The organism is Sphingopyxis sp. OAS728 (genome assembly GCF_014873485.1).
In the GTDB taxonomy this organism is placed as follows: Bacteria; Pseudomonadota; Alphaproteobacteria; order Sphingomonadales; family Sphingomonadaceae; genus Sphingopyxis.
Genome location: NZ_JADBDT010000001.1, coordinates 2,836,787 through 2,859,017, shown reverse-complemented (window position 1 = coordinate 2,859,017; position 22,231 = coordinate 2,836,787). Strand labels below are relative to the sequence as shown.

General features: G+C 66.2%; 15 protein-coding genes. 2 read left to right on the top strand and 13 right to left on the bottom strand.

What is annotated here, in order from left to right; translation table 11 throughout:
• Nucleotides 1–7: 7 nt before the first annotated feature.
• From GGC65_RS13410 to fliE, 7 genes are read right to left on the bottom strand one after another with little or no spacing between them, the layout of a single operon-like run.
• Complete coding sequence (locus GGC65_RS13410; protein WP_192647630.1) at nucleotides 8–1,174, bottom strand: flagellar hook-length control protein FliK; 1,167 nt, start codon at nucleotides 1,172–1,174, stop codon at nucleotides 8–10.
• Nucleotides 1,174–1,620 (bottom strand): hypothetical protein, encoded by a 447-nt coding sequence (locus tag GGC65_RS13405; protein WP_192647629.1) that lies wholly within the window; start codon nucleotides 1,618–1,620, stop codon nucleotides 1,174–1,176. Before GGC65_RS13405 ends, GGC65_RS13410 begins: the two co-directional genes overlap by 1 nt.
• Nucleotides 1,617–2,948 carry a FliI/YscN family ATPase gene (locus tag GGC65_RS13400; RefSeq protein ID WP_192647628.1) on the bottom strand — a complete coding sequence of 444 codons (1,332 nt, stop codon included), beginning with the start codon at nucleotides 2,946–2,948 and terminating at the stop codon, nucleotides 1,617–1,619. The genes GGC65_RS13405 and GGC65_RS13400 overlap by 4 nt, the downstream gene beginning before the upstream one ends.
• Complete coding sequence (locus GGC65_RS13395) at nucleotides 2,945–3,547, bottom strand: FliH/SctL family protein (protein ID WP_192647627.1); 603 nt, start codon at nucleotides 3,545–3,547, stop codon at nucleotides 2,945–2,947. The genes GGC65_RS13400 and GGC65_RS13395 overlap by 4 nt, the downstream gene beginning before the upstream one ends.
• A complete protein-coding gene (fliG, locus tag GGC65_RS13390; protein WP_192647626.1) occupies nucleotides 3,540–4,571 on the bottom strand; it encodes a flagellar motor switch protein FliG in 1,032 nt (343 codons plus the stop codon). The genes GGC65_RS13395 and fliG overlap by 8 nt, the downstream gene beginning before the upstream one ends.
• Nucleotides 4,564–6,228, bottom strand: coding sequence for a flagellar basal-body MS-ring/collar protein FliF (gene fliF, locus GGC65_RS13385; protein WP_192647625.1), 1,665 nt, complete (start codon nucleotides 6,226–6,228; stop codon nucleotides 4,564–4,566). The genes fliG and fliF overlap by 8 nt, the downstream gene beginning before the upstream one ends.
• A gap of 3 nt (nucleotides 6,229–6,231) precedes the next feature.
• Nucleotides 6,232–6,585: a flagellar hook-basal body complex protein FliE gene (gene fliE, locus GGC65_RS13380; RefSeq protein ID WP_056373230.1), complete on the bottom strand. Its 354-nt coding sequence runs from the start codon at nucleotides 6,583–6,585 to the stop codon at nucleotides 6,232–6,234.
• A gap of 248 nt (nucleotides 6,586–6,833) precedes the next feature.
• On the opposite strand from fliE, the gene GGC65_RS13375 reads away from it, so the two are divergent.
• Nucleotides 6,834–7,652 carry a flagellin gene (locus tag GGC65_RS13375; RefSeq protein WP_192647624.1) on the top strand — a complete coding sequence of 273 codons (819 nt, stop codon included), beginning with the start codon at nucleotides 6,834–6,836 and terminating at the stop codon, nucleotides 7,650–7,652.
• 225 nt (nucleotides 7,653–7,877) lie between these two features.
• Here GGC65_RS13375 and GGC65_RS13370 read toward each other — a convergent pair whose 3' ends face one another.
• The 6 genes from GGC65_RS13370 to GGC65_RS13345 form a co-directional block, all read right to left on the bottom strand.
• Nucleotides 7,878–11,147: an error-prone DNA polymerase gene (locus tag GGC65_RS13370; protein ID WP_192647623.1), complete on the bottom strand. Its 3,270-nt coding sequence runs from the start codon at nucleotides 11,145–11,147 to the stop codon at nucleotides 7,878–7,880.
• On the bottom strand, nucleotides 11,144–12,694 hold the full coding sequence (locus GGC65_RS13365) for a Y-family DNA polymerase (RefSeq protein ID WP_192647622.1): 1,551 nt from the start codon (nucleotides 12,692–12,694) through the stop codon (nucleotides 11,144–11,146). The genes GGC65_RS13370 and GGC65_RS13365 overlap by 4 nt, the downstream gene beginning before the upstream one ends.
• Nucleotides 12,597–13,388, bottom strand: coding sequence for an ImuA family protein (locus GGC65_RS13360; protein ID WP_225940811.1), 792 nt, complete (start codon nucleotides 13,386–13,388; stop codon nucleotides 12,597–12,599). The genes GGC65_RS13365 and GGC65_RS13360 overlap by 98 nt, the downstream gene beginning before the upstream one ends.
• A 79-nt stretch (nucleotides 13,389–13,467) precedes the next feature.
• Complete coding sequence (locus GGC65_RS13355) at nucleotides 13,468–14,871, bottom strand: efflux transporter outer membrane subunit (RefSeq protein ID WP_192647620.1); 1,404 nt, start codon at nucleotides 14,869–14,871, stop codon at nucleotides 13,468–13,470.
• Nucleotides 14,868–18,071: an efflux RND transporter permease subunit gene (locus tag GGC65_RS13350; RefSeq protein ID WP_192647619.1), complete on the bottom strand. Its 3,204-nt coding sequence runs from the start codon at nucleotides 18,069–18,071 to the stop codon at nucleotides 14,868–14,870. Before GGC65_RS13350 ends, GGC65_RS13355 begins: the two co-directional genes overlap by 4 nt.
• A gap of 6 nt (nucleotides 18,072–18,077) precedes the next feature.
• Nucleotides 18,078–19,256: an efflux RND transporter periplasmic adaptor subunit gene (locus tag GGC65_RS13345; protein WP_192647618.1), complete on the bottom strand. Its 1,179-nt coding sequence runs from the start codon at nucleotides 19,254–19,256 to the stop codon at nucleotides 18,078–18,080.
• A 362-nt stretch (nucleotides 19,257–19,618) separates the two neighbouring features.
• Between GGC65_RS13345 and GGC65_RS13340 the strand changes: the two genes are divergently transcribed.
• Complete coding sequence (locus GGC65_RS13340) at nucleotides 19,619–22,228, top strand: TonB-dependent receptor (protein ID WP_192647617.1); 2,610 nt, start codon at nucleotides 19,619–19,621, stop codon at nucleotides 22,226–22,228.
• Nucleotides 22,229–22,231 lie beyond the last annotated feature (3 nt).

Genomic DNA, 22,231 nt, shown 5'->3' with positions numbered 1-22,231 from the left:
TTTCTGATCAGGCGAAGCGGCCGCGGCGGTCGGCGGCGCGGTCTTCGTCGCGCGGCTCGGCGCGTTCGGTAGCGGTTTCGATGAGGTGGCTGGGATCGGGCGCGGTGGTGCGGCCCTGACCCTGGCTTTGCGACTGGCGCCCGGTCTCGCCCGGCGTGCAGGTCACTTCGGCGCCGGCGACGCGGACGCCCTGCTGGCGGAGTTCGTCGACGAGGCGGCCCTCCGCGGCGGTGACGATCGTCGCCGTCGCTTCGTGGTGCGTGTCTATCTTCAGCGCGACGCCCTCGTCGCCCATTTGCATCGCGACGTCGAGGCGGCCGAGGTGGCGTGGCATCAGGCGAAAGCTGATGTCGCCGCTCTCCGACTTGGTCGCGGCGATGTCGCGCGCAAGCTGGTCGATCCACGCGCCGTCGCTGTCCATGTCGAGCACGCGTTCGGCGAGTTGCACTGGCGCGGCGGCATCGATGATCGGGGCGGAACTATGCGCCGTGGGCTGCGGGAAAAGGATCGTGATCGACGGTGTGGCCTCGGCGGGCCGGGCCGTCTGCGGCTCGGCGCCGGCGAGGATCGGCAGCGGCGTCGCGGCATCGCGCGGGCGCGCTGCAATGGGAGCCGCCGCGCTGGTGTCAGCGGGAACCGGTGCGGCTTCGACCGGCTTGGTGGGCTTCGCCGCCGTCGGCGGGGTGATCGCGGCTACGACGGCAGCGAGGTTGGCGCTCGGCGTGGTGGGAGCCGTTGCGACGGCGTCGCTTGTCTCTGCACCGGCGGCTTCGGCATCGGTTCCGGTTTCGGCAGGCACCGGCTTGCTCGCCGCCGGCGCGGCGCCGGGGACGGCGCCGTTCAGCGCGATCAGCAGGTTTGCGGCGAGCACCGCGGCCGCGTCGGTTTCGACCGGCGCGGTCTTCACGACGGGGGTTGCGGTTGCCGTATCGCTTTCGACCGGCAGGACGTCGGCGGACGGCGTGGCGGTCTCGACGGGCAGCGCCTGCTCGACCTTGATCGTCGTAGCAGCGGCAGCTGCAACCGGCGCGGCCGCGACCGGCGCTGCGGCGAGCAGCTGATCGAAGCTAGGGCCCTCGCCGCCATCGACCGAGATCTGGCCGATGTTGGCGAGGAAGGTCGCGAAGCCCGCGGGCATGCCGCCCTGCGGGGTGGGGAGGGAAGGCGCGCTCATCATGACGCGCCGCCTTCGATCAGGCGCAGGCGCATGCCGGCGCGCGGGCGGTGCGGGCGGTTGGCGTCTTCGCGGCGTTCTTGTTCGACTTCGGCCGACTTGCGGCTGCGTTCGTAAAGGCGCACCGCCGATTCTTCCTTGACCATCGCGCTCTGCGCCAGCGCGCCCATCTGGTCACGGCGCTGGCTGGCGTTGCTCAGCGGTGCGGTCAGGCTTTCCTGCGCGATGTCGAGCCGCATCGCGAGCTCGCCGATCGAGTTGAGCGCGCGGCCGGCGACCGCACCCTTCGCCATCGCGAGGTCGACGCGCAGCGTTTCGAGCCGCTTCGCCAGTTCGACGAGGTTCGCGAGTTCGCCATTGGCGCGCGCCAGATTGGCCTCCGCCATCTGATGTTCGACGGAGCGCACGCGGATGATACGTTTGCGGCGTGCGGTACGGGCGTTCATGCGGAATATCCTTCAATCAGGGCTTGGCGGGAATTCGAAAAATCGACCTGCGCCTTGGCAGGCTGCGACACGAAGGCGATCTGGTCGGCGTGGCGCGCAATGGCGGTGTCGAGCACCGGATCGGCGCCGGCGACATAGGCGCCCATCAGCATCAGATCGCGATTCTCTTCATAGACCGACCACAGCTGGCGGAAGCGCGCGGCGGCAGCGGCATGCTCGGGATCGACCGAATCGACCATCGTGCGCGACAGCGAACGCGCGACGTCGATCGCGGGATAGACGCCCTGTTCGGCGAGCTGGCGCGACAGGATGATATGGCCGTCGACGATCGCGCGCGCGCTGTCGACGACGGGGTCGTCGATGTCGCCGCCATCGGCGAGCACGGTGTAGAGTGCGGTAACCGAGCCGCCGGTGACGCGGTCGATGCCGGCGCGTTCGCACAGCGAGGGGATCAGCGCGAAGACCGACGGCGGATAACCCTTCATCGTCGGCGGTTCGCCCAGCGTCAGTCCGATCTCGCGCTGCGCATGCGCGACGCGGGTCAGGCTGTCGATCAGCAGCAAGACCTTCTTGCCCTCGGCGCGGAACGCTTCGGCGATCGCGGTCGCGCGCATCGCGGCGCGCAGGCGGAGCAAGGGCGGGTGGTCGGCGGGAACCGCGACGACCACCGATTTCTTGCGGACTTCGGGGGGCAATTTGGTTTCGACGAAATCGCTGACCTCGCGGCTACGTTCGCCGATCAGCCCGACGACGATGACATCGCATTCGGTGCCCGCGATCATCTGGCCCATCAGCACCGATTTGCCGACGCCCGAGCCCGCGATGATCGCGACGCGCTGGCCTTCGCCGACGGTGAGCAGCCCGTTGATCGCGCGCACGCCCATGTTGAGCGGCTTGGTGACGCGGCCGCGGCGCAGCGGATTGACCTTGCGGCCGGCGAGCGGCCACTGGAATTGCGACTTGATCGCCGGACGGCCGTCGAGCGGATTGCCCTGTGCGTCCATGATGCGGCCGAGCAGCGCCTTGCCGACGGGAACCATCGAGCTGGCGCCATGCGGTTCGACCGGCGCGCCGGTGACCAGCGGCTTGTTCATGTCGAAGGGCAGGACGAGGCTGCGGTGGCCGCGGAAGCCGACGACTTCGCCATAGACATAATCATTGTCGGCCGACTTGATGCGGACGTTGCTGCCCAGTGGCTGCGGGAAACCCGACACTTCGAGCATGATGCCCTCGTGCGCGACGAGCGTGCCGATGCGGCGCGGGCTGGCGCCCGTCAGGTCGACAGGGTCGAGCAGCTGCTGCGCGCTCATGGCGAGGCGGCGCGTCATGCGGCCTCTCCGGTGCCGAGCGCGGTGCGCAGCTCGTCGAGATAGACGGCGCGACCATGTTCGATCCAGCCGGTCGAGGTTTCGAGGCGGACGGTGCCGCGCATCATCGCGGCGTCGCTCTCGACCGCCATCGCCAGCGGCGCGTCGGCGAGCAGCGCAGCGTCGTCGGGATGAACCCACAGGGTGCGCGCCTTGTCGGCATCGGCGACCATCGCGGCGGCGGTCTCGGCCTGCGCCTGCAGCCATTCGGTGTCGATCGGCGCGGTCGCGACGATCTGGCGGACGAGCCGCTCGACGGTTTCGGCGATCAGCTGTGCGAGTTCTTCGCTCGGCTCGTCCTGCAGCGCTTCGGCGCCGGCGAGCAGGGTGAGGAGCTGGTGACGCTCGGTGACGAAGGCGGCTTCGGCAAGGCGCTGGCCTTCGGCGAGACCGAGCGCGAAGGGATCGTCGAGGTCGAGCTCGTCGAGGCTTTCATGCTCCGCTACCTGCGCCATGGTTGCCGCGGGTGCGAAGACCATCGGGCGAAAGCCGCTGCTGCGCGCCATTGCATCGGCGAGCGAGACGGGCGCGAAGCCGTTTTCGGACGCGCGATCAGACATAGTCGTCGCCGCCGCCCGCGATCATGATTTCGCCGGCCGCCGCCATCTGGCGGACGATCTGCATCACGCTCTTTTGCGCATCGTCGACATCGGCGCGCTTGACCATCGTCATTTCGGCCATTTCGTCGCGGATCGTTTCGGCGGCGCGCTGCGACATGGTGGCAAGGCACATGTCGACCATCTCTTCGTCGGCGCCCTTGAGCGCGATCGCGAGCTGGGCGGCGTCGACCGAGCGCAGCACGCTGCTGAGGCTCTTCTTGTCGAGGTCGCGCAGATTTTCGAAGATGAACATTTCTTCCTCGATCGTCTGGGCGAGGATGCGGTCATGCTTCTTCAGCGAGCGGAGCGTGCGCTCCGAAAGCTGCTTCGGCATTTTCTTCATGATCTTGGCGACGTCGCTCGGGCCGCCGATCGCCTGCTTGGCGACGCGCTGGCCGTCGACGTTGGCGCTCGCGAGCACCGCTTCGAGATCCTCGATCGCCGCGGCGGGGACCGAGGTCAGCATCGCAGCACGCAGCACCAGATCGGCCTGCAACACTTCGTCGAGCGTTTCGATCGCGCGCGCGGCGACGTCGGGGACGAGCACCGAAAGGATCAATGCGCCGACCTGCGGATGTTCGCTCGCGAGCAGCCCGCTGATCGCGTCGACGTCCATCCAGCGTAGCATTTCGAGCGACGCGGCGCTCCGCTGCGGCGCCACGGCGGCGAGGATATTGTCGGCGCGGACGTTGCCGACGGCTTCGTTGATCACGGTGCGGATGCGCGTGTCGGCGCCGATCGCGAGCGCGCTGACGTCGCGGCTGCGCGTCACGAAACGGTCGAGCGCCTGGCCGATCTGCTGCTCGCTGGCGTTCGCGGTGTCGAACATCGCCTTCGCGAGCTGGCGGACCTCTTCGGGACCGAGCTGCTTCAGGATAGTCGCGGCTTCGCTTTCGTCGAGCAGCATCAGCAGGATGGCGGCGGCGGCCGATCCTTCGATCGCGGGCATGACGGGCGCTTTATCGAGTTCGGCAACCTCAGGCACGGGCGCCCTCCTGCATCAGGTGGCGGACGACGAGCGCGGCGCGTGCCGAGTCCTGGCGGACGAAGGCGCGGACGAGGTTGGCGCGCGCTTCATAGCTCGGGGCCTGCTCGATCATCTCGAGGGTGATTTCGCGGCCGCCCTGACCACTGGAAAGTGCCGGGCGGTCGGTGGCGGCGAGCAGCGAGGCTTCGAGTTCCTGATTCTGCGCTATGCGTTTCGCGGCGCGCTCCTTGGCGGCGCGGATCATCGGGCGACCGATGAACAGGAAGGCGAGCAGCGCGGCGAGGATCGCGCCGACCTGCTTGACCAGCGGCAGGAACCAGCCCTGATCGTAGAAGGCGGGCGAGGTGTCTTCGACGAGGGCGAACGGGCGCTGGTTGATCGCAACCAGATCGCCGCGCGTCGCGTCATAACCGATTGCGCCCTTCACCAGATTGTCGATCTTGGTGAGGTCGGCCTGCGTCAGTGCCTTCTTGCCCTGGTTGAGCGCGACGGCGACCGAGACGCGGCGCAGCTTGCCCTGCGGCGAATGCGTCACCGAAATTTCGCGGCCGACTTCATAGGCGCGCGCGGCGTTCTCGTTGCTCTCGGTGCCGGGCGCCGGGGGCGCACCGGCGGGGACCGGCTGCGGGCCGGTCGCGGTGATGGTGGTCGCCTGCGGCGGCTGGTTCGACAGCGCGCCGGGGATGCCGACGGCCGGGGCGCTCGTGCCGCTGGTCGAACGCGTGATCTGCTCGCTGGTGAGCGCGCGATCATTCTCGGGGAAGCTTTCGCGCGTCGCCTGGCTTTCGGACATGTCGACGTCGGCGTGGACCTCGACGGTATAATTGCCGGCGCCGAGCATCGGGCCGAGCAAGGTGTCGAGCGCGCGGCGGAAGCGGTCCTCGACCTGCAGCTGGAGCTGGAACGCCTTCATGTCGCTGCCCGATGCGGTGTCCGACAGCAGCGCGCCGCGCTGGTCGATCACCGACACCTGGTCGGCATTCATGCCGGGGACCGACGAGGCGACGAGGAAACGGATCGCCTGCACCTGGCCGTCGGAAAGCGAACGGCCGTTCTGCAGCGTGAGCATGACCGAAGCGGTCGCCGGCTTGTCTTCGCGGACGAACAGGCTGGGCTCGGCGGCGGCGACATGGACGCGCGCGCTCTTGACCGCGTCGATCGTTTCGATCGTGCGCGACAGGTCGGCTTCGCGTGCGGAACGCAGCGCTTCGCCTTCGATCGCGCGGCTCGATCCCATGGGGAGCGCGGCGATCAGGCTGTCGCCGCTCGGCGCCGCCTTGGGCAGGCCCTGTCCGGCGAGCGCGATGCGCGCCTGATGCAGCTTGTCGGCGTCGACGGTCAGCGCGCCGGTGGTCGGATCGATGCTGTGGCCGATGCCCTGCGTTTGCAGCGCGTCGGCGACGGCAGCCTTGTCGCTGTCGTCGAGCCCGGCGAACAGCTGCGCCTGCGGCGCCGCCTGCATCGTGAAATAGGCGAGCGCGGCGATACCGATCGCCGAGGTCATCGCGATCGCGGGCAGCGCGCGCTGCACCGCCGGCTGACGGAAGAAGCCGGTCAGCGGAGCGAGCCGGCCGCCCAGGACGGGGGCGGGGAGGCGGTTCGCGTTGCCGTCGTCCATGTTGGGGACGGGGGTAAGGATCTGGGTCTCGGCCATGGATTACACCGGCATGTTCATGATGTCGCGATAGGCGGACAGCAGCTTGTTGCGGACTTGCAGGGTGGTTTCGAAGCCGAGCGAGGCTTTCTGGCGTTCGATCATCACGCTGACGATGTCGTGCGTGTCGCCGCGCTCATAGGCTTCGCTGATCTGGCTCGCCTTCGACTGCTGGGCGTTGACCTGTTGCAGCGCATTGTTGATCGCGGCGCCGAAATCGGGGGTACCACCCGCGCCGCCGACGCCGCCTTCGGCCCCGCCGATGCCGCCGCGGCCCGCGGCGCGCTGCAGCGCCTGGTTCTGATTGAGGATCGAACTGCGCATCTGCAGCAGCCGGCTCGGGTCAATCGTGCTCATTGCTTTTTCATCCGTCCTGACGGCGGCGACGTGCCGCACGCAAAGAGTAATGCAAAGCGCGTGCCAAAAAAATATATGGCTTGTTTTCAGATAATTGATGGCATGAACGCCGGCCTTTCAGGCGGCGTCGGCGTTTTTTTGACGGGGTGCGCTTAATCGCCCTCTCGGTCCGCCGTTACTGCTTTCCGTGACCGCTCCTCGAGCCCTCACATCACGGGAATGGCCATCGAGGCCGGAAAGGAACAAAGATGACTGTCATCAACACCAATGTGAGCGCGCTTCGCGCCCAGAATAGCTCGCGCGTTGCCAACCAAATGCAGTCGCAGGCGATGGAACGCCTGTCGAGCGGCAAGCGCATCAACAGCGCGAAGGACGACGCCGCCGGCCTCGCCATCGCAACCCGCATGGAAGCCGCATCGCGCGGTTTCACCCAGGCGATCCGCAACGCCAACGACGGCATTTCGCTCGCCCAGACCGCCGATAGCGCCGCGGGCAGCATCTCGGACATCCTCGTCCGTATGCGCGACCTGGCGATGCAGGCCTCGACGGGCACGCTCAGCGATCCCGACCGTGTGCTGGTGCAGGAAGAAGTCGCCGCGCTGATCGAGCAGATCGGCGACGTCGTCGAACAGACCACCTTCAATGGCAATACTCTGCTGGATGGTAGCGCCACGACCGGCTTCGATATCCAGACCGGCATCAATGCTACCGAAGTCGTGAACATCACCATCGCCAACCTCGGGGCCCTTCCCGGCGTCGGTGCAATTTCGGTCGCTACGCAGGGCGGCGCCACGGCTGCGCTGGCAGTGCTCGACACGGCGATCGACGCTGTGGCGGCTGAACGCGCCAACCTCGGTGCGCAGCAGAACCGCCTGACCTCGGCTGTCGATAATTTGACGTCGCGTGTCACGAATTTGGATGAATCGAAGTCGCGCATCGAAGACGCCGATTTCTCGGTGGAATCGACGAACCTCGCCGCCGCCGGCATCCTGGCACAGGCATCGACCGCGATGCTCGCCCAGGCGAACCAGAGCTCGCAGGGCGTGATGAACCTGCTCCGCGGCTAAACTTCGCGAACAAATTTCAGGCTATATTCGGTTGGTCCCTTAGATAGCCTGATAAGATGCCCCGGCCCCCACAGCCGGGGCATCATCTTTTTCTGTTTCGGCGAAGCCGAAACACGCGCGGTTCCAGCCCGCTCCCCCTCCCAGCCTCCCGACATGGTATCCTATGGGAGGCTGGGAGGGGGAGCGGGCTGGAACAGTTCCCGGCGTCAGCCGGGACAAACGCAACTAATGAAAATCCCGCGACTTGGGCAGGATGCGCACATCGCGCGGATGGCCATGCTTCGCCGCATAGCCGCGCGGCAGTTGCGGATGCTTGACCTCGTCGGCGCGGCAGACGTCGGGTTCGAAGCGCCGGTCGCTGCCCAGCGTATCGAGCATTGCCGTCCGGTCGACGATCCGCGTCGCCATCAGGTGGATTACGCCTTCCTTGCTCCGCTGCACCTCGCCCTCGGCGAGCATCAGCCGCGACGCCATGACGGCGCGGCGATAGCGTTCGAAATGGCGCGCCCAGAGCAGGATATTGACGATCCCGCCCTCATCCTCGAGCGTGATGAAGATCGCATTGCCCTTGCCGGGGCGCTGACGGATCAGCACGACGCCGGCGGTCCGCACGATCGACCCGTTCTTTGCCGCTGCAACCTGAGAAGCGCTCAGCACGCCTTCGCGCTCGAAATCGCGGCGGAGGAACGCCATCGGATGGCCTTTCAGCGACAGGCGTGTCGTCTGGTAATCGGTGAGCACATGCTCGACGAGCGGAGTGGGGGGCAACTGCGCATCCTCCTCGGCACCGAGCTCGTCGGTTTCGGCCGCACCGAACAGCGGCAGCACGCCCTGCCGAACGCGCCGTGCATCCCATAGCGCCGGTCGCCGTTCGAGCCCCATCGACCGACACGCATCGGCCTCGGCCAGCAGGCGAAGCGCGCGCGACGGCAGGTTCGCCCGGCGCGCGAGCTCCTCGACCGAGGCGAAGGGGGGAGTGCGCGCATCGGCGATCTGCCCGGCCCATTCCTCGCGAAATCCGTCGACCTGCCGAAAGCCGAGCCGGAGCGCGAGGCTGCCGTCCTCACGCCGCTCAAGACTGTTGTCCCAACGGCTCGCATTCACATCGACCTCGCGTACTTCGACCCCATGCTCGCGCGCGTCGCGCACGAGCTGCGCGGGCGCGTAAAAACCCATCGGCTGCGAATTGAGTATGCCGCACGCGAAGACCGCGGGGTGGTGGCATTTCAGCCACGACGACACATAGACGAGCTTGGCGAAGGACTGGGCGTGACTTTCGGGAAAGCCATAGCTGCCGAAGCCCTTGATCTGGTTGTAGCAGCGTTCGGCAAAGGTGCGTTCGTAACCGCGCTTCACCATGCCCTCGATCATCTTGTCCTTATATTCTGGAATTGTGCCAACATTACGGAACGTTGCCATAGCGCGCCGAAGACCATTGGCTTCCTTTCGAGTAAAGCCCGCTGCGGTAATGGCCAGTTTCATGGCTTGTTCCTGGAACAGGGGGACGCCGCAGGTCTTGCCGAGAATATTCTCCAACTCATTTGCCGAATGTCCAGCACGTAGCGGTAGCTCCGCTTTTTCCTCTCCATTTCTGCGACGCAAATATGGATGGACCATATCGCCTTCGATGGGCCCTGGCCGCACGATCGCGACTTGGATGACGAGATCATAAAATTCCCGTGGGCGCAGACGCGGCAACATGTTGATCTGAGCGCGGCTCTCGACCTGAAAGACGCCAATGCTGTCGCCTGTGCAAAGCATATCATAGACAACCGGATCTTCGGAGGGGACCGACTTGAGGTTGTGATCACCCAAATCGTGCAGTCGCATCAGGTCGAAACATTTGCGGATGCAGGTCAGCATCCCGAGCGCGAGTATATCGACCTTCATCAGTCGCAGTTCGTCGATGTCGTCCTTGTCCCATTCGATGAAGGTGCGATCCTCCATCGCGGCATTGTGGATCGGCACCGTCTCGTCGAGCCGGTCCTCGGTCAGCACGTATCCGCCGACATGCTGCGACAGGTGGCGCGGGAAAGTAAGCAGTTGCGCGACGATCCATTGCAGCCGCGCAATATCGTCCAGCTCGGGGTCGAGGCCCGCTTCGATAAAGCGCTCGATGGGCATCTCGCTACCCCAGCTGCCCCAAGTCGTGTCGGCGAGCCGCTGCGTGACATCCTCGCTGAGGCCCAGCGCCTTGCCGACCTCGCGGACCGCGCTGCGTGGCCGATAGTGGATCACCGTCGCGGCAATGCCCGCGCGCCGCCGCGTGTAGCGGCGATAGACATATTGCATCACCTCCTCGCGCCGTTCGTGCTCGAAATCGACGTCGATGTCGGGCGGCTCGCGGCGTTCCTCGGACAGGAAGCGGGTGAAGAGCAGATTGTTCGCGATCGGGTCGATCGAGGTGATCTCGAGCAGATAACAGACGAGCGAATTCGCCGCCGAACCGCGCCCCTGACACAGGATCGGGGGGACTTGGGTCCGAGCGAAATTGACGATGTCGTGGACGGTCAGGAAATAGCAGGCGAATTTGCATTTGCGGATGAGGGATAGTTCCTCATCGAGCACCTCCTGCCAACGCTTGGGCAATCCATCCGGGTGAAGCCTGTGCGCAGCTTCCATCACCATATGTTCGAGCCAGCTCTGGGGCTCCCAGCCTTTAGGGACCGGCTCGTGCGGATATTCATATAGGATATCGCGGAGCGAGAAGGTGACGCGGTCCAATATCCGGATGCTTTCGTCGACCGCTTCGGGGTAGTTGCGGAACAAGCGGTGCATCTCCTGCGGCGATTTCAGATGGCGTTCGCCATTGGCGCGGAGCAGGCGGCCGGCGTCACCCAAGTTGGTTCCCTCGCGGATGCAGGTCACGACATCGTGCAGCGGCCGCTGTTCGCGGGTCGCATAGAGTGCATCGTTGGTCGCGAGCAGCGGAATGCCGATCCGGTCGGCCAGGGTTTGCAATCGGAACAGGCGCCGGCGGTCCGCGCCGCCGTGCGGCATCGTTGCGCCGAGCCACAGCGCACCGGGTGCCAATCGTGCGAGGCGGCGCAACAGGAATTCGTCTTTGTCCGATGCCATCGCGATCAGCAGCATGTCCTCGCAATGGATCAGAAGATTCTTGAACTTCATCACGCAGTCGCCCTTTTCGGTGCGGCGATTGCCGATGGTGAGCATCCGGGTCAGGCGGCCCCAGCCGTGACGTGTGGTTGGGTAGGCGATGATGTCGGGCGTGCCGTCGTCGAACACCAGTCGCGCGCCGACGACGATCTTGAGTGGCGGAAGCTCGACGCCTTCCTCAGCGGCTTTCTCGCCTAGCTTCCGCAGACCTGTCAGTGCTCGCACCACCCCGGCGACGCTATTGCGGTCGGCGATCCCGATCCCCGGCATGCCGAGCCTGATTGCCTCGGCGACCATGTCGATCGCATGCGAGGCGCCGCGCAGGAAGCTGTAGTTGGTCGCGGCGACCAGTTCGGCAAAGGCCGGCGTATCGCTCATGCGAAGACCCCGTGGATATACCAGCGCGGGTCGGGCTTTTCGTCGTAAAGGCCGTGGCGGAAGAGCCAGAAGCGGCGGCCCTGCGCATCCTCGACCCGGTAATAGTCGCGCGTCAGCCCGCCATTGTCGCGGCGGCGCCACCATTCGGCGGCGATGCGTTCGGGGCCTTCGTAGCGGCGGACCGCGTGCGCCTGCCGGCGCCAGCGGAACTGGTGCGGCGGGCCGTCGGGGACCTCGGCGATTACCTCGATCGGCTGCGGCGGGTCGAAAAGGTGGAAGGGGCGCGTCGGCGGCTCACCGGGTTCGGGTTCCTGCCAGGGCAGGGGCTCGGGCGCATCGACTGCGGGCAGTTCGAGCTGCGCTTGTTCGGGAATATGCGTGTCGGCGGGGCGGAGCCGCCGCACGCGCCCGCGGCCGAGCCGCGTTGAGAGCCGGTCGGCGAGTTCGTCCATCGCCGCGTTTTCGTTCGCCGCGCGGGCCGCTCCGCCCTCAAGCTTCAATTGCGTTGCGCCGAGCGCTTCGAGCCGCGGCACCGCGAGGCGGATCATGTCGAAGCCGAAGCCGGGGTCGAGCGGGTCGGCAAGCCCGTCCATGCGCTCGGCGAACAGACGCATGACGAGGCCGGTGTCGCGCGTCGGATGCCCCGTTTCGATTGCGATGCTGCGCGCGAGGCCGTCGCTGCGAAAGAAGGTCGCACGGAAATGGCGTCCGCCCTTGCCGCGTTCGCCAAGTTCCTCGATCGCTTCGCCGACGAGTTCGGCCAGCACTTTGGTTGCGTGCGCCGTGCTGCCCAGCGGTTCGGCGAAGCGGCGTTCGGTGACGACGGGGGGCAGGGTGATGCGCGGGTCGAGCGGGCTCGGCGCGTCACCGAGCAGGCGGCGCAGCGCCATCGCGGCATCGGCGCCGAAGCGCGCGGCGATATTCGCCATCGGGCGGCTCGCAAGGTCGCCGATCGTCTTGAGCCCCGCGCGCACGAGCGCGGTGGCCGCCTCGGTGTCGAGTTCGAGCGCGGCGACGGGCAGGCGGCGGATCGCTTGTCCTTCGTCGGGGGCGGGGCGTACCTGATAGCGCGCGAGCGCGCGTGCGGCATCGGCGGTCGGGCCGAGCGCGTGGCGAAGCGTCAGGCCGAGACGCACGAGGCGCATTTCGACATCGCGCACAAGGTCTGCCTCGCCGCCATACAGATGCTCGGCGCCCGCGATGTCGAGGATCAGCCCGTCGGGCGCGTCGAGCGCGACAAGCGGGCTATAGCGCGCGCAGCCCTGCGCGAGCCGGTCGAGCCAGTCCAGGTCGAGTATCGGATCGTGCGGCACGACGGCGAGTTCGCCGATCTGCGCGCGTGCATCGGCGAGCGGCATGCCGACGCGCAGCCCGACCGCGACCGCCGCCGCATCGACGCTCGCGATCCGCATTGCGCCGCGCTGCTTCTCGGCGAAGACGAGCGGCGCGTCAGGCGGCCGCGGCGCCGTGCGAAGCCATCGCTCGGCGGGCAGGAAGGGGAAGAAGAGCGCCAGATAGCGCCGGGTCCCCAAAACTTTTTTCGTCATGGTTCCAGTCCAATCGCCAGCGCTGGCCAGCCGGGCCGCCGCGCCAGCGCAGCAATTCGAGGTCGAAGGCGGGGGCGCCAGGGGCGTTGGCTTCGAGGGCATGCGACGCGGCGGCGGCGACGTTCCAGCGCGTTTCGGCGACGCTCGGTGCGGGTACGGCATTGAGGCGGAGCATCAACAAGGTCGTCCCGGCATCGCGCGCGCCGAGCGCGAGGCGGCGGCCCGCGGTGAGGTCGAGCAAGGGGAATTTCCCCCAGCTTTCGACGATCACTGCCGCCGACCCGGCGCAGCGGATCGCATCGTTGGCGCAGGCGAGCAGCATCTTGGGATCGGCGGTCTCGACGAGCAAAAGCCGGTCGGGGTCGCCGCCGAGTTCGGCGATGCCGGGGGCGTAGATATGGCCGGCGCGCTTGCCGGCATCGCTTGTGCGCAGCCAGATCAGCGGCGCCTTGCCCGGGGTGCGCAAGGCCATGAGCGCCGCAAAGGCGGCGGCACTCGTCGCGTCGAGCGCGTCGGCGGCGAAAAATTCATGGGTGCGTCCGGTTGCAAGCCCGCCGCCGATCCCGGCGTCGAAGCGCGCGTGTCCGCTCGCCAGCCAGCCTTCGGCCGGGCGGCTTTCGAAGCCACCACTGGTGGCCAGCCGGGCGATGCGTTGGCGCAGCCCGGCGAGTCGGGAAGACGAATCGCGCATCATTTGTTCCTGATATGTTCTATTAGCGCTCTCGCGATGGCGCTTGTCAAGAAGGGTCAGGAAATGGTGCGACTATAAGGGGTTAGCGCGCGGCTGTTTCGGTCCCCGCGCTGCTGTCGCCGCCGAGCGCCCGGAACAGCGCGATTCGCGTGCTGACGAGCAGCAATTGCGTCCCGATCTCGCTCCGCCGCGCCGAATAGAGGCTGCGCTGCGCATCGAGGCTGGACAGGAAGCTGTCGACCCCGCCCTTGTAGCGCGCATCGGTGAGCGTTGCCGTGTCGCTTGCGGCTTCGGTGTTCGCGGCGGCGGCGCGGACGCGTTCGGATATCGTGCCCTGCACCGCGAGCGCGTCGGCGACCTCGCGGAACGCGGTCTGGATCGCGCCTTCATAGCCGGCGAGCGCGGCGTCGCGCTGCGCTTCGCTGACCGCGACCCCGGCGCGGCGGCCGCCCGCGTCGAAGATCGTCGCGGTGGCATCGCCGCCCGCCGACCAGTTGAACGATCCGCTGTCGAACAGGCTGCCCAATGCATTGCTGGCAAAACCGAGCAGTCCGGTCAGCGAGATCGACGGGAAGAGCTGCGCGCGCGCGACGCCGATATCGGCGTTGGCTGCGCGCAGGCCATATTCGGCCTCGATCACATCGGGGCGGCGGAGCAATATTTCGGAGCTGACCCCGGCGGGCAGTGACACGATCGAAGGCGTCACTTCGGTGAGGCTCGCGGGGAGCCGCGCGCGGTCGATATCGCCGCCGACGAGCAGGCGGATCAGATTCTCGTCCTGCGCGAGCGCGGTTCGTTGCTGCGCGATCGAATCCTCGGCGGTCGCGAGAATCTGTTCGGCTTGGCGCAGGTCGGTGCGCGGCGCGACACCGCCGTCGAGCCGCGCCCTGGTCAGCCGCACGCTTTCGCGCGCATTCGCGGCGGTGTCCTCGGCGATCTTGAGCAGGTCGCGGTCGGCGCCATAGGTCGCCCACGCGTCGGCGAGATTGGCGATCAGCGCGAGGCGCACGGTGCGCGACGCCGCCTCGGTGCCGAGTGCGCGATTGCGGTCGGCCTCGGTCGCATTGGCGAGCTTGCCGAACAGGTCGAGTTCGAAGGCGGTGATCCCGCCGCGCAGCGAGAAGTCGCCGCTGCCGTTCCCGTTGCCGCTATCCGAATAACCTGCGCCCGCGTTCACCCCGAGTTCGGGGAATTGCCCCGACCGCGTGACGCGAACCTGCGCGCGCGCCGCGGCGACATTGGCGTAAGCGACGCGGAGGTCGCGGTTGTTCGCGAGCGCCTGATCGACGAGCGATTGCAGCCGTGGGTCGGTGAAGACGCTTTTGTACGAGAGGATCGGCAGCGCCGCCTCGCTCTGCAGCAGATAGGCGTCGCCGGCGGGCCAGCTTTGCGGGACGGGCGGCGCCGGCAACACCGTCTTCGGCGCGAGCGAGCAGCCGGCGAGCATCAGCGTGCCGGCCACCAGCAGGATGCGGGTGCGGATCATGCCGGCACCTCCGCCGCGCCTTCGCCCTTATTCTTGCCGAAGCGCGCGCGCACCGCCGCCAGCCCGTCGCGCACGCCGCGGCGGACGAGGACGAAGAAGAGCGGGATGAAGAAGATGGCGAGGAAGGCGGCGGTGAGCATGCCGCCGATCACCGAGGTGCCGATCGCGACGCGGCTGTTCGCGCCCGCGCCGGTCGCGATCGCGAGCGGCAGCACGCCGAAGATGAAAGCGAAGCTCGTCATCAGGATCGGACGCAGGCGGATGCGCGCCGCGGCGACCGCGGCCTCGATCACGCGCTTGCCCTTGCGCTCTTCCTGCTCGGCGAACTCGATCATCAGGATCGCGTTTTTCGCGGCGAGCCCCATCGTCGTGAGCAGCCCGATCTGGAGATAGACGTCGTTTTCGAGACCGCGCAGGTTCACGGCGAACACCGCGCCGATCAGCCCCAGCGGGATGACGAGGATCACCGCGAACGGGATCGACCAGCTTTCATAGAGCGCCGCGAGACAGAGGAAGACGACGAGCAAGGACAGGCCATAGAGCAGCGGCGCCTGCCCCGAGGAAAGCCGCTCTTGATAGGAAGAGCCCGACCAGGCGACGCTGGTTCCGGGGATTTCGTTCGCCATCCGCTCCATCTCGTCCATCGCCTCGCCCGAGCTGGTTCCGGGGGACGGTTGACCCGAGATTTCGAACGCGGGCACACCCTGAAAACGCGAGCTGCTGCTTGGGGTCGTCGACCAGCCGGTCTTGGCAAAGGCAGAGAAGGGTGACATTTCCCCGTCGGCCGAACGGACATACCATTGGCCGAGGTCTTCGGGCTTCGCGCGATAGGGGGCGTCGCCCTGGACATAGACGCGCTTGACGCGGCCCTTGTCGATGAAGTCGTTGACGTAGCGGCCGCCCCATGCGGTCGCGAGGGTCGAGTTCACGTCGGCATTGTCGATGCCGTAGGCGGTGAGGCGCTGGGTATCGACGTCGATCTTCAGCGTCGCGACGTCGGGAAGGTCGGACAGGCGCACCGAGGTCAGCTTCGGATTCGCGTTCGCCGCGGCGAGCAATTTTTCGCGCGCTTCGACAAATTCGGCGCGGCTCATCCCGCTGCGGTTCTGGAACTGCATGGTGAAGCCCGCCGAATCGCCGAGGCCGCGCACCGCGCCGGGAACGAGCGCAAAGATTTGGGCGTCACGAAGACCGCTCAGCGCCTTGCGCGCGCGTTCGGCGATCGCGTCGGCGGTGTTGTCCTCGCCCGGGCGGTTATCCCAATGGGTAAGATTGACGAAGCCCTGGCCTGTGTTCTGGCCCACCGCACCGCCGCCGCCACCGCCGCCCGCGACAAGGAACAGCGCCTGCGTGTTCGCCTTTTCCGCGGTCAGCAAATATTTTTCGATAGCGTCGCGGACCTCGAGCGTCCGGCCCTGTGTCGCGCCCGCGGGCAGGCGGAACTGCACCTGGACACGCCCCTGATCCTCATTGGGCAGGAAGCCGCTCGGCAGCCGCAGGAAAAGGAAGGCGAGCAGCGCGAGCAGGACGACATAGATGCCGAGGAACAGCCATTTGCGGTCGACCACCTTGGTGACGCTGCCGACATAGCGCTCGACCGTATGGTCGAAACGCGTGTTGAATCCGTTTTTGGCACGTTCGAAAAAGGCGTGGACGCGGGGAAAGCGGCCGCCTTCGGCAGGGGCATCGCCATGGCTCTTGGGCTTTAGCAGGGTCGAAGTGAGCGCAGGGCTCAGGATCAGGGCGACGAGCACCGACAGCGCCATCGCCGAGACGATGGTAACCGAGAACTGTCGATAGATAACGCCGGTCGAACCGCCGAAAAAGGCCATCGGCATGAAAACCGCCGACAGCACGAGCGCGATCGCGATCAGCGCGACCTGCAGCTCCTTCATCGACTGGATCGTTGCATCGCGCGCCGACATGCCGGGATTTTCTTCCATCAATCGCTCGACATTCTCGACCACGACGATCGCGTCGTCGACGAGCAGCCCGATCGCAAGCGTCAGCCCGAAAAGGGTGAGCGTGTTGATGCTGAATCCCAGCATATAGAAGATCGCGAAGGTCCCGAGCAGCACGACGGGCACCGCAATCGCGGGGATCAACACCGCGCGCCAGCTTTGCAGGAAGACGAACATCACGAGGATCACGAGCAGGATCGCCTCGAACAGCGATTTCTGCACTTCGTTCACCGACAGCTTGATGAACTCGGTCGAATCATTGGCGTAGCTGTAAGTCAGGCCGTCGGGGAAATCGGCGGACAGTTCCTGCATGCGCGCCTTCACCCGGTCGGCGGTCTTGGGCGCGTCGGATCCGGGCGACAGCGAGATCGACATGCCGGCGCCCGGATGGCCATTGATACGGACGACGGTGCTATAGCTTTCGGCGCCGATCTCAACGCGCGCAATATCCTTGATCCGCACCGTCGAACCATCGGTCAGCGTCTTCAGGACGATATTTTCGAATTGTTCGGCGGTCTGCATCCGCGACTGGGCGGTGACGGTCGCGTTGAGCATCTGCCCCTGTGGTGAGGGCAAGCCGCCGACTTCGCCCGCGGCAACCTCGCTATTTTGCGCGGTGATCGCCGAAATCACGTCGCTCGGCATCAACGACACCGCAGCGAGCCGCTGCGGGTTGAGCCAGATGCGCATCGCGTGCGGCGCGCCGAAGATATTGACCTCGCCGACCCCCTCGACGCGCGACAGCGGGTCCTGGATGTTCGACGACAGATAGTCGGAGACATCCTGAAACGAGCGCGTGTCGGTGGTGTCATAGACGCCGACGAGCAGCAGCGTGTCCGAATTGGCCTTGGTGACGCGGATGCCCTGGCTCTGCACCTGCGCGGGCAGGCGCGACAGCGCCGACTGGATCTTATTCTGGACCTGCACCTGCGCGATGTCGGGGTCGGTGCCCTTCGCGAAGATCGCGGTGATATTCGCCTGTCCGCGCGAACTCGATTGCGAACTGAAATAGAGCAGGCCGTCGATCCCCGTCAGCTGCTGTTCGAGCACCTGCGTGACGCTGTTCTCGATCGTCTCGGCCGAGGCGCCGGGATAGGTGGCGCGGATGTTGACCTGCGCCGGAGCAATGTCGGGATATTGCTCGATCGGCAGCAGATAGAGCGCGCCCACGCCGCCGAGCATGACGATGATCGCCAGGACCCATGCAAAGATCGGCCGGTCGATGAAAAGGCGCGACATGAGGGGTTACTTGCCCTTTGCCGGGGCGTCGCCGCCCTTGGGAGCGCCGACCCTTTGCGCCTTGCTTGCGGGCACGGGGCGGATCGGCGCGCCCTGCCGCAGATTGCCGATCCCCTGCGTGATCACGCGGTCGCCGGGCTTCAGCCCGTCGGTGACGACCCAGTTGGCACCCGAGGTGCGATCGGCGACGATTTTGCGCCGTGCCGCCTTATTGTCCTTGCCGACGAGATAGACGAAGGCCGAGCCATCGAAATCGCGCTGCACCGCGGCCTGCGGCAACAGGATCGCCGCCGGGTTCACCGCCTGATCGAACAGCGCGGTCACGAACATGCCGGGCAGCAACACGCCGCGGGGATTGGGAAAGCGTGCGCGCAGCGTCACCGTGCCGGTCGCCTCGTTCACCGTCACTTCCGAAAACTGGACGGTGCCGACCGGGCCATAGGCGCTGCCATCCTCGAGCCGCAGGCGCACCGACGCGCTGCCGGCGGTCACCCCGCCGCTCTCGATCGCCTGACGCAGCGTCGTGAGCTCGGCGCTCGATTGCTGCATGTCGACATACATCGGATCGGTCTGCTGGATCGTCGCGAGCGGGGTCGCCTGGCTTGCGCTGACGAGCGCGCCGGGGGTCGCTAGGCTGCGCCCGATGCGGCCGCTGATCGGCGCAGTGATCGTGGCGAAGCGCAGGTTGATCCGCGCGGTTTCGAGCGCTGCACTATTTTGCGCGATCGCGGCGCGCGCCATGCGCGCCTCGGCCAGCGCATCGGTATAATCTTGCTCGGCGACCGCCTGCATCTTGGCGAGCGGTGCGAGTCGGCGCGCACGTTCCTCGGCCGCCTGCGCGCTCGCGCGGGCGCTGGCGAGGTTGGCGGCGGCCTGATCGACGCTGGCCTGATAGAGGCTCGGGTCGATCTGATAGAGCGGCTGGCCGGCGCGCACGAAGCCGCCTTCGGTGAACAGGCGGCGGCGGATCAGGCCGGTGACTTGCGGGCGAACCTCGCTCGTCTCGAACGCGACGGTGCGTCCGCCGAGCGAGGTGGTTACGGGCACCGCCTCGATCCGGGCGACGACATAGCCGACCTCGGGCGCGCCGCGGCCACCCTTCTCTTCTTCGGCGGTACAGGCGGCCAGCGACAGGGCGATGACGCACAGCGCTCCGGCGCGGAGCAGCGGCCTCTTGTCCAGCATAAAGGTCAATCTCGTTTCGGGTCGCAACGGAAAGGGAGGTTTTGCGCCTATTCAACCCATTGCCCCCCTGCTGGCAAGTGCAATGGGCGTGATGAGACAATTTGCGACATTTTTTTCATCGAACGCCGCGATTGGCGATCACGGCAAAGTTGTCATACCACCTTGGCAGTTGTCATACAATTATTGCTTGACAGCGGCCCGGTAATTCCCGCATCATTCGTGACACCGGTTACCAGATCCGGCAACGAAATAAAAAGAGGGTGGCCAAGCGTCGGGCCGTGATGGGTCGATCGTCTTTCGCCACCGTTTTGGGAAATCATGGGCGAACGGGCATTGTCCGTCGTCGGCGTGGGAGGATGAAGATGGCTATTCAGGCAAGGCGGGGTGTCCGTACATTGGCGAAACTGGCAGGCGGGGCGTCGCTCGCGACGCTGGCGCTGTCGCCGGCCTATGCGCAGGATGCCGCTGCGCCGGCAGAGAATGACGCGATTGTCGTCACCGGTATTCGCGCCTCGCTCGAACAAGCCGCCGACATCAAGCGCGAAGCCGATCAGGTGATGGACGTCATCACCGCCGAAGATGTCGGCAAGCTGCCCGACGCCAACGTCGCCGAGGCGCTGCAGCGCGTCACCGGCGTCCAGATCACCCGCGTTTTCGGCGAAGGCCAGTCGGTGTCGGTGCGCGGCCTGCAGCAGGTCCGCGTCGAGGTCGACGGACGCACCCTGCTCGGCTGGTCGGCGCGCCTGTCGCCGCCCGAGAACGACCAGCTCGGCCGCTCGTCGGGTCTCGACTCGGTCCCCTCCAGCCTGTTCGGCCGCCTCGAGGTGCGCAAATCGCCGCTGGCGAGCAATGCCGAGGGCGGGCTCGGCGGCACGGTGAACCTTGTTACCCCCAAGCCGCTGTCGTTCAAGGAGCCGACGATCTCGGTCCGCGCGCAGGGGGTCTATTCGGAAAATTCGGACAAGTTCGAACCCGCGATCACCGGTTTCGCGACGACCAAATTCGCCGATGGCCGCATCGGTGTCATGATCGCCGGCGAATATCAGAAGCGCACCTCGAAGACGCAGACGTTCGAGCGCAACAATTTCCTCAACCGCACCTATACGGGTGTCGGCGGCGGCGTGCTCCCGACCCCGGTGCTGCTGCAATATGAGGAATTCACCGTCGACCGCTCGCGGCTCGGCCTCAACGGCGCGATCCAGTTCGAGGTCACCCCCGAATTCACGATCACCGCCGACGCGCTTTATTCGAAGCTCAAGACCGGGCGCCGCCAGGACTTTTTCGCGTTCCGCCTGCCCACCGGCACGAACCCCGTCACCAACCGCGTCGTCGAGGATGGCATGGTCGTCGCGGGCAACGCCAACGGCACCGTCACCACCGCGGGGCAGATCCGCAACGAGCCGACCGAAAGCTTTCTCTATGGCCTCAATGGCAAATATGAGGGCGACAACGGGCTGACGATCGAGGCCGACGGCTATTACAGCAAGGGCACGATCGATCAGACGATCCAGATCATCACCTTGCAGGGCACGGCGCTGGTCCCCGGCGCGTTCGATTTCCGCGACACGACGATCCCGTCGCTGACGCTGTCGGGGCCGTTCAATCCCACGAATTATGCCTCCTATAATCCCGCGACCAACGGCGTGCGCAGCAACCGCTTGCTCGGCCTGCTCGACGAATGGACGGGCAAGCTCGATGTCAGCTACGAAACTGGCGGCGTTACCATCGCCGCGGGGGTTCGCTACACCGACCTCCACGCGCGCTCGAACGCGTTCCGTAGCCAGGTGACGCCAACGCGCGCCGAGATCGAGCCCTATCTGAAGCTCGTCGATGCGGGCGATTTCCTCTCGGACATTCCGGGAACCTTCCCGCGCAGCTTCCTGAGCACCGCGCCGACCTTTGATTATGTCTTCACCCGCGCGCAGGCGGCCGAGCCCAATCCGAATGCGAACGGCCGCTCGACCTTGCTGCCCAATCTCCAGCGCGATTATGATTTCAGCGAAAAGACGCTCGCCGGCTATTTGATGGTGTCGGGCGAGGGTGAGATTGCCGGTATCCCGTACAAGGCGAATGCCGGGGTTCGCATCGCGTCGACGCGGCTGTCGGTCGACTCCTATGTCAACGTCGGCACCGTCAGCACGCTGCGCAACGACAAGAACCGCTATACGAATGTGCTGCCGAGCGCGAACGTCGCGTTCAATGTCACCGACGATTTCCTGATCCGCGTGTCGGGGTCGCAGACGATGCAGCGTGCTTCGATCGCCGACCTCGCGCCGTCGACCTTCTTCAACGCGACCAACCTGTCGGTCACCGGCGGCAATGTGAATCTCGAGCCGCCAATCTCGACGCAGGCCGACGTCAGCTTCGAATATTATACGGCCAAGAGCTCGCTGATCTCGGGCGCCGTCTTCTACAAGGACGTCAAGAATTTCATCGCGAGCTTCGTCACCACCGGCATCGACACCACGCTCGACCCGCAAGGCCGCGAGCTGACCTTCTCGCGCCCCGAGAACCTCTCGAGCGCGAAGATCAAGGGTTTCGAAATCGGCATCCAGCAGTTCTTCGATTTCCTGCCCTCGCCGCTCGACGGCTTCGGGGTGATCGCGAACTATACCTATTCGGATTCGGAAGACAGTGCGGGCTTCCCGCTCGTCGCGGTGTCGAAGAACAGCTACAACCTCGTCGGCCTGTACGAGAAGGGCCCCTTCTCGGCACGTATTGCATACAATTACCGCGACGAGGCGGTGTTCGAATTCTCCGAAGGACGGCCGAGCTTCGTCGGTTCGCGCTCGCAGCTCGATGCGCAGGTCGGGCTCGACATCACCAAGAATATCGCGCTGTCGTTGCAGGCGCAGAATCTGATGCCGAAAAAATCGGCGACGACCGAGTATAGCAATTTCAACACGACCGCGCTCAACAGCTATGCCTTGTCCGAGCGGCGGTTCTCGGTCGGCGTGCGCGCGAAGTTTTAAAGA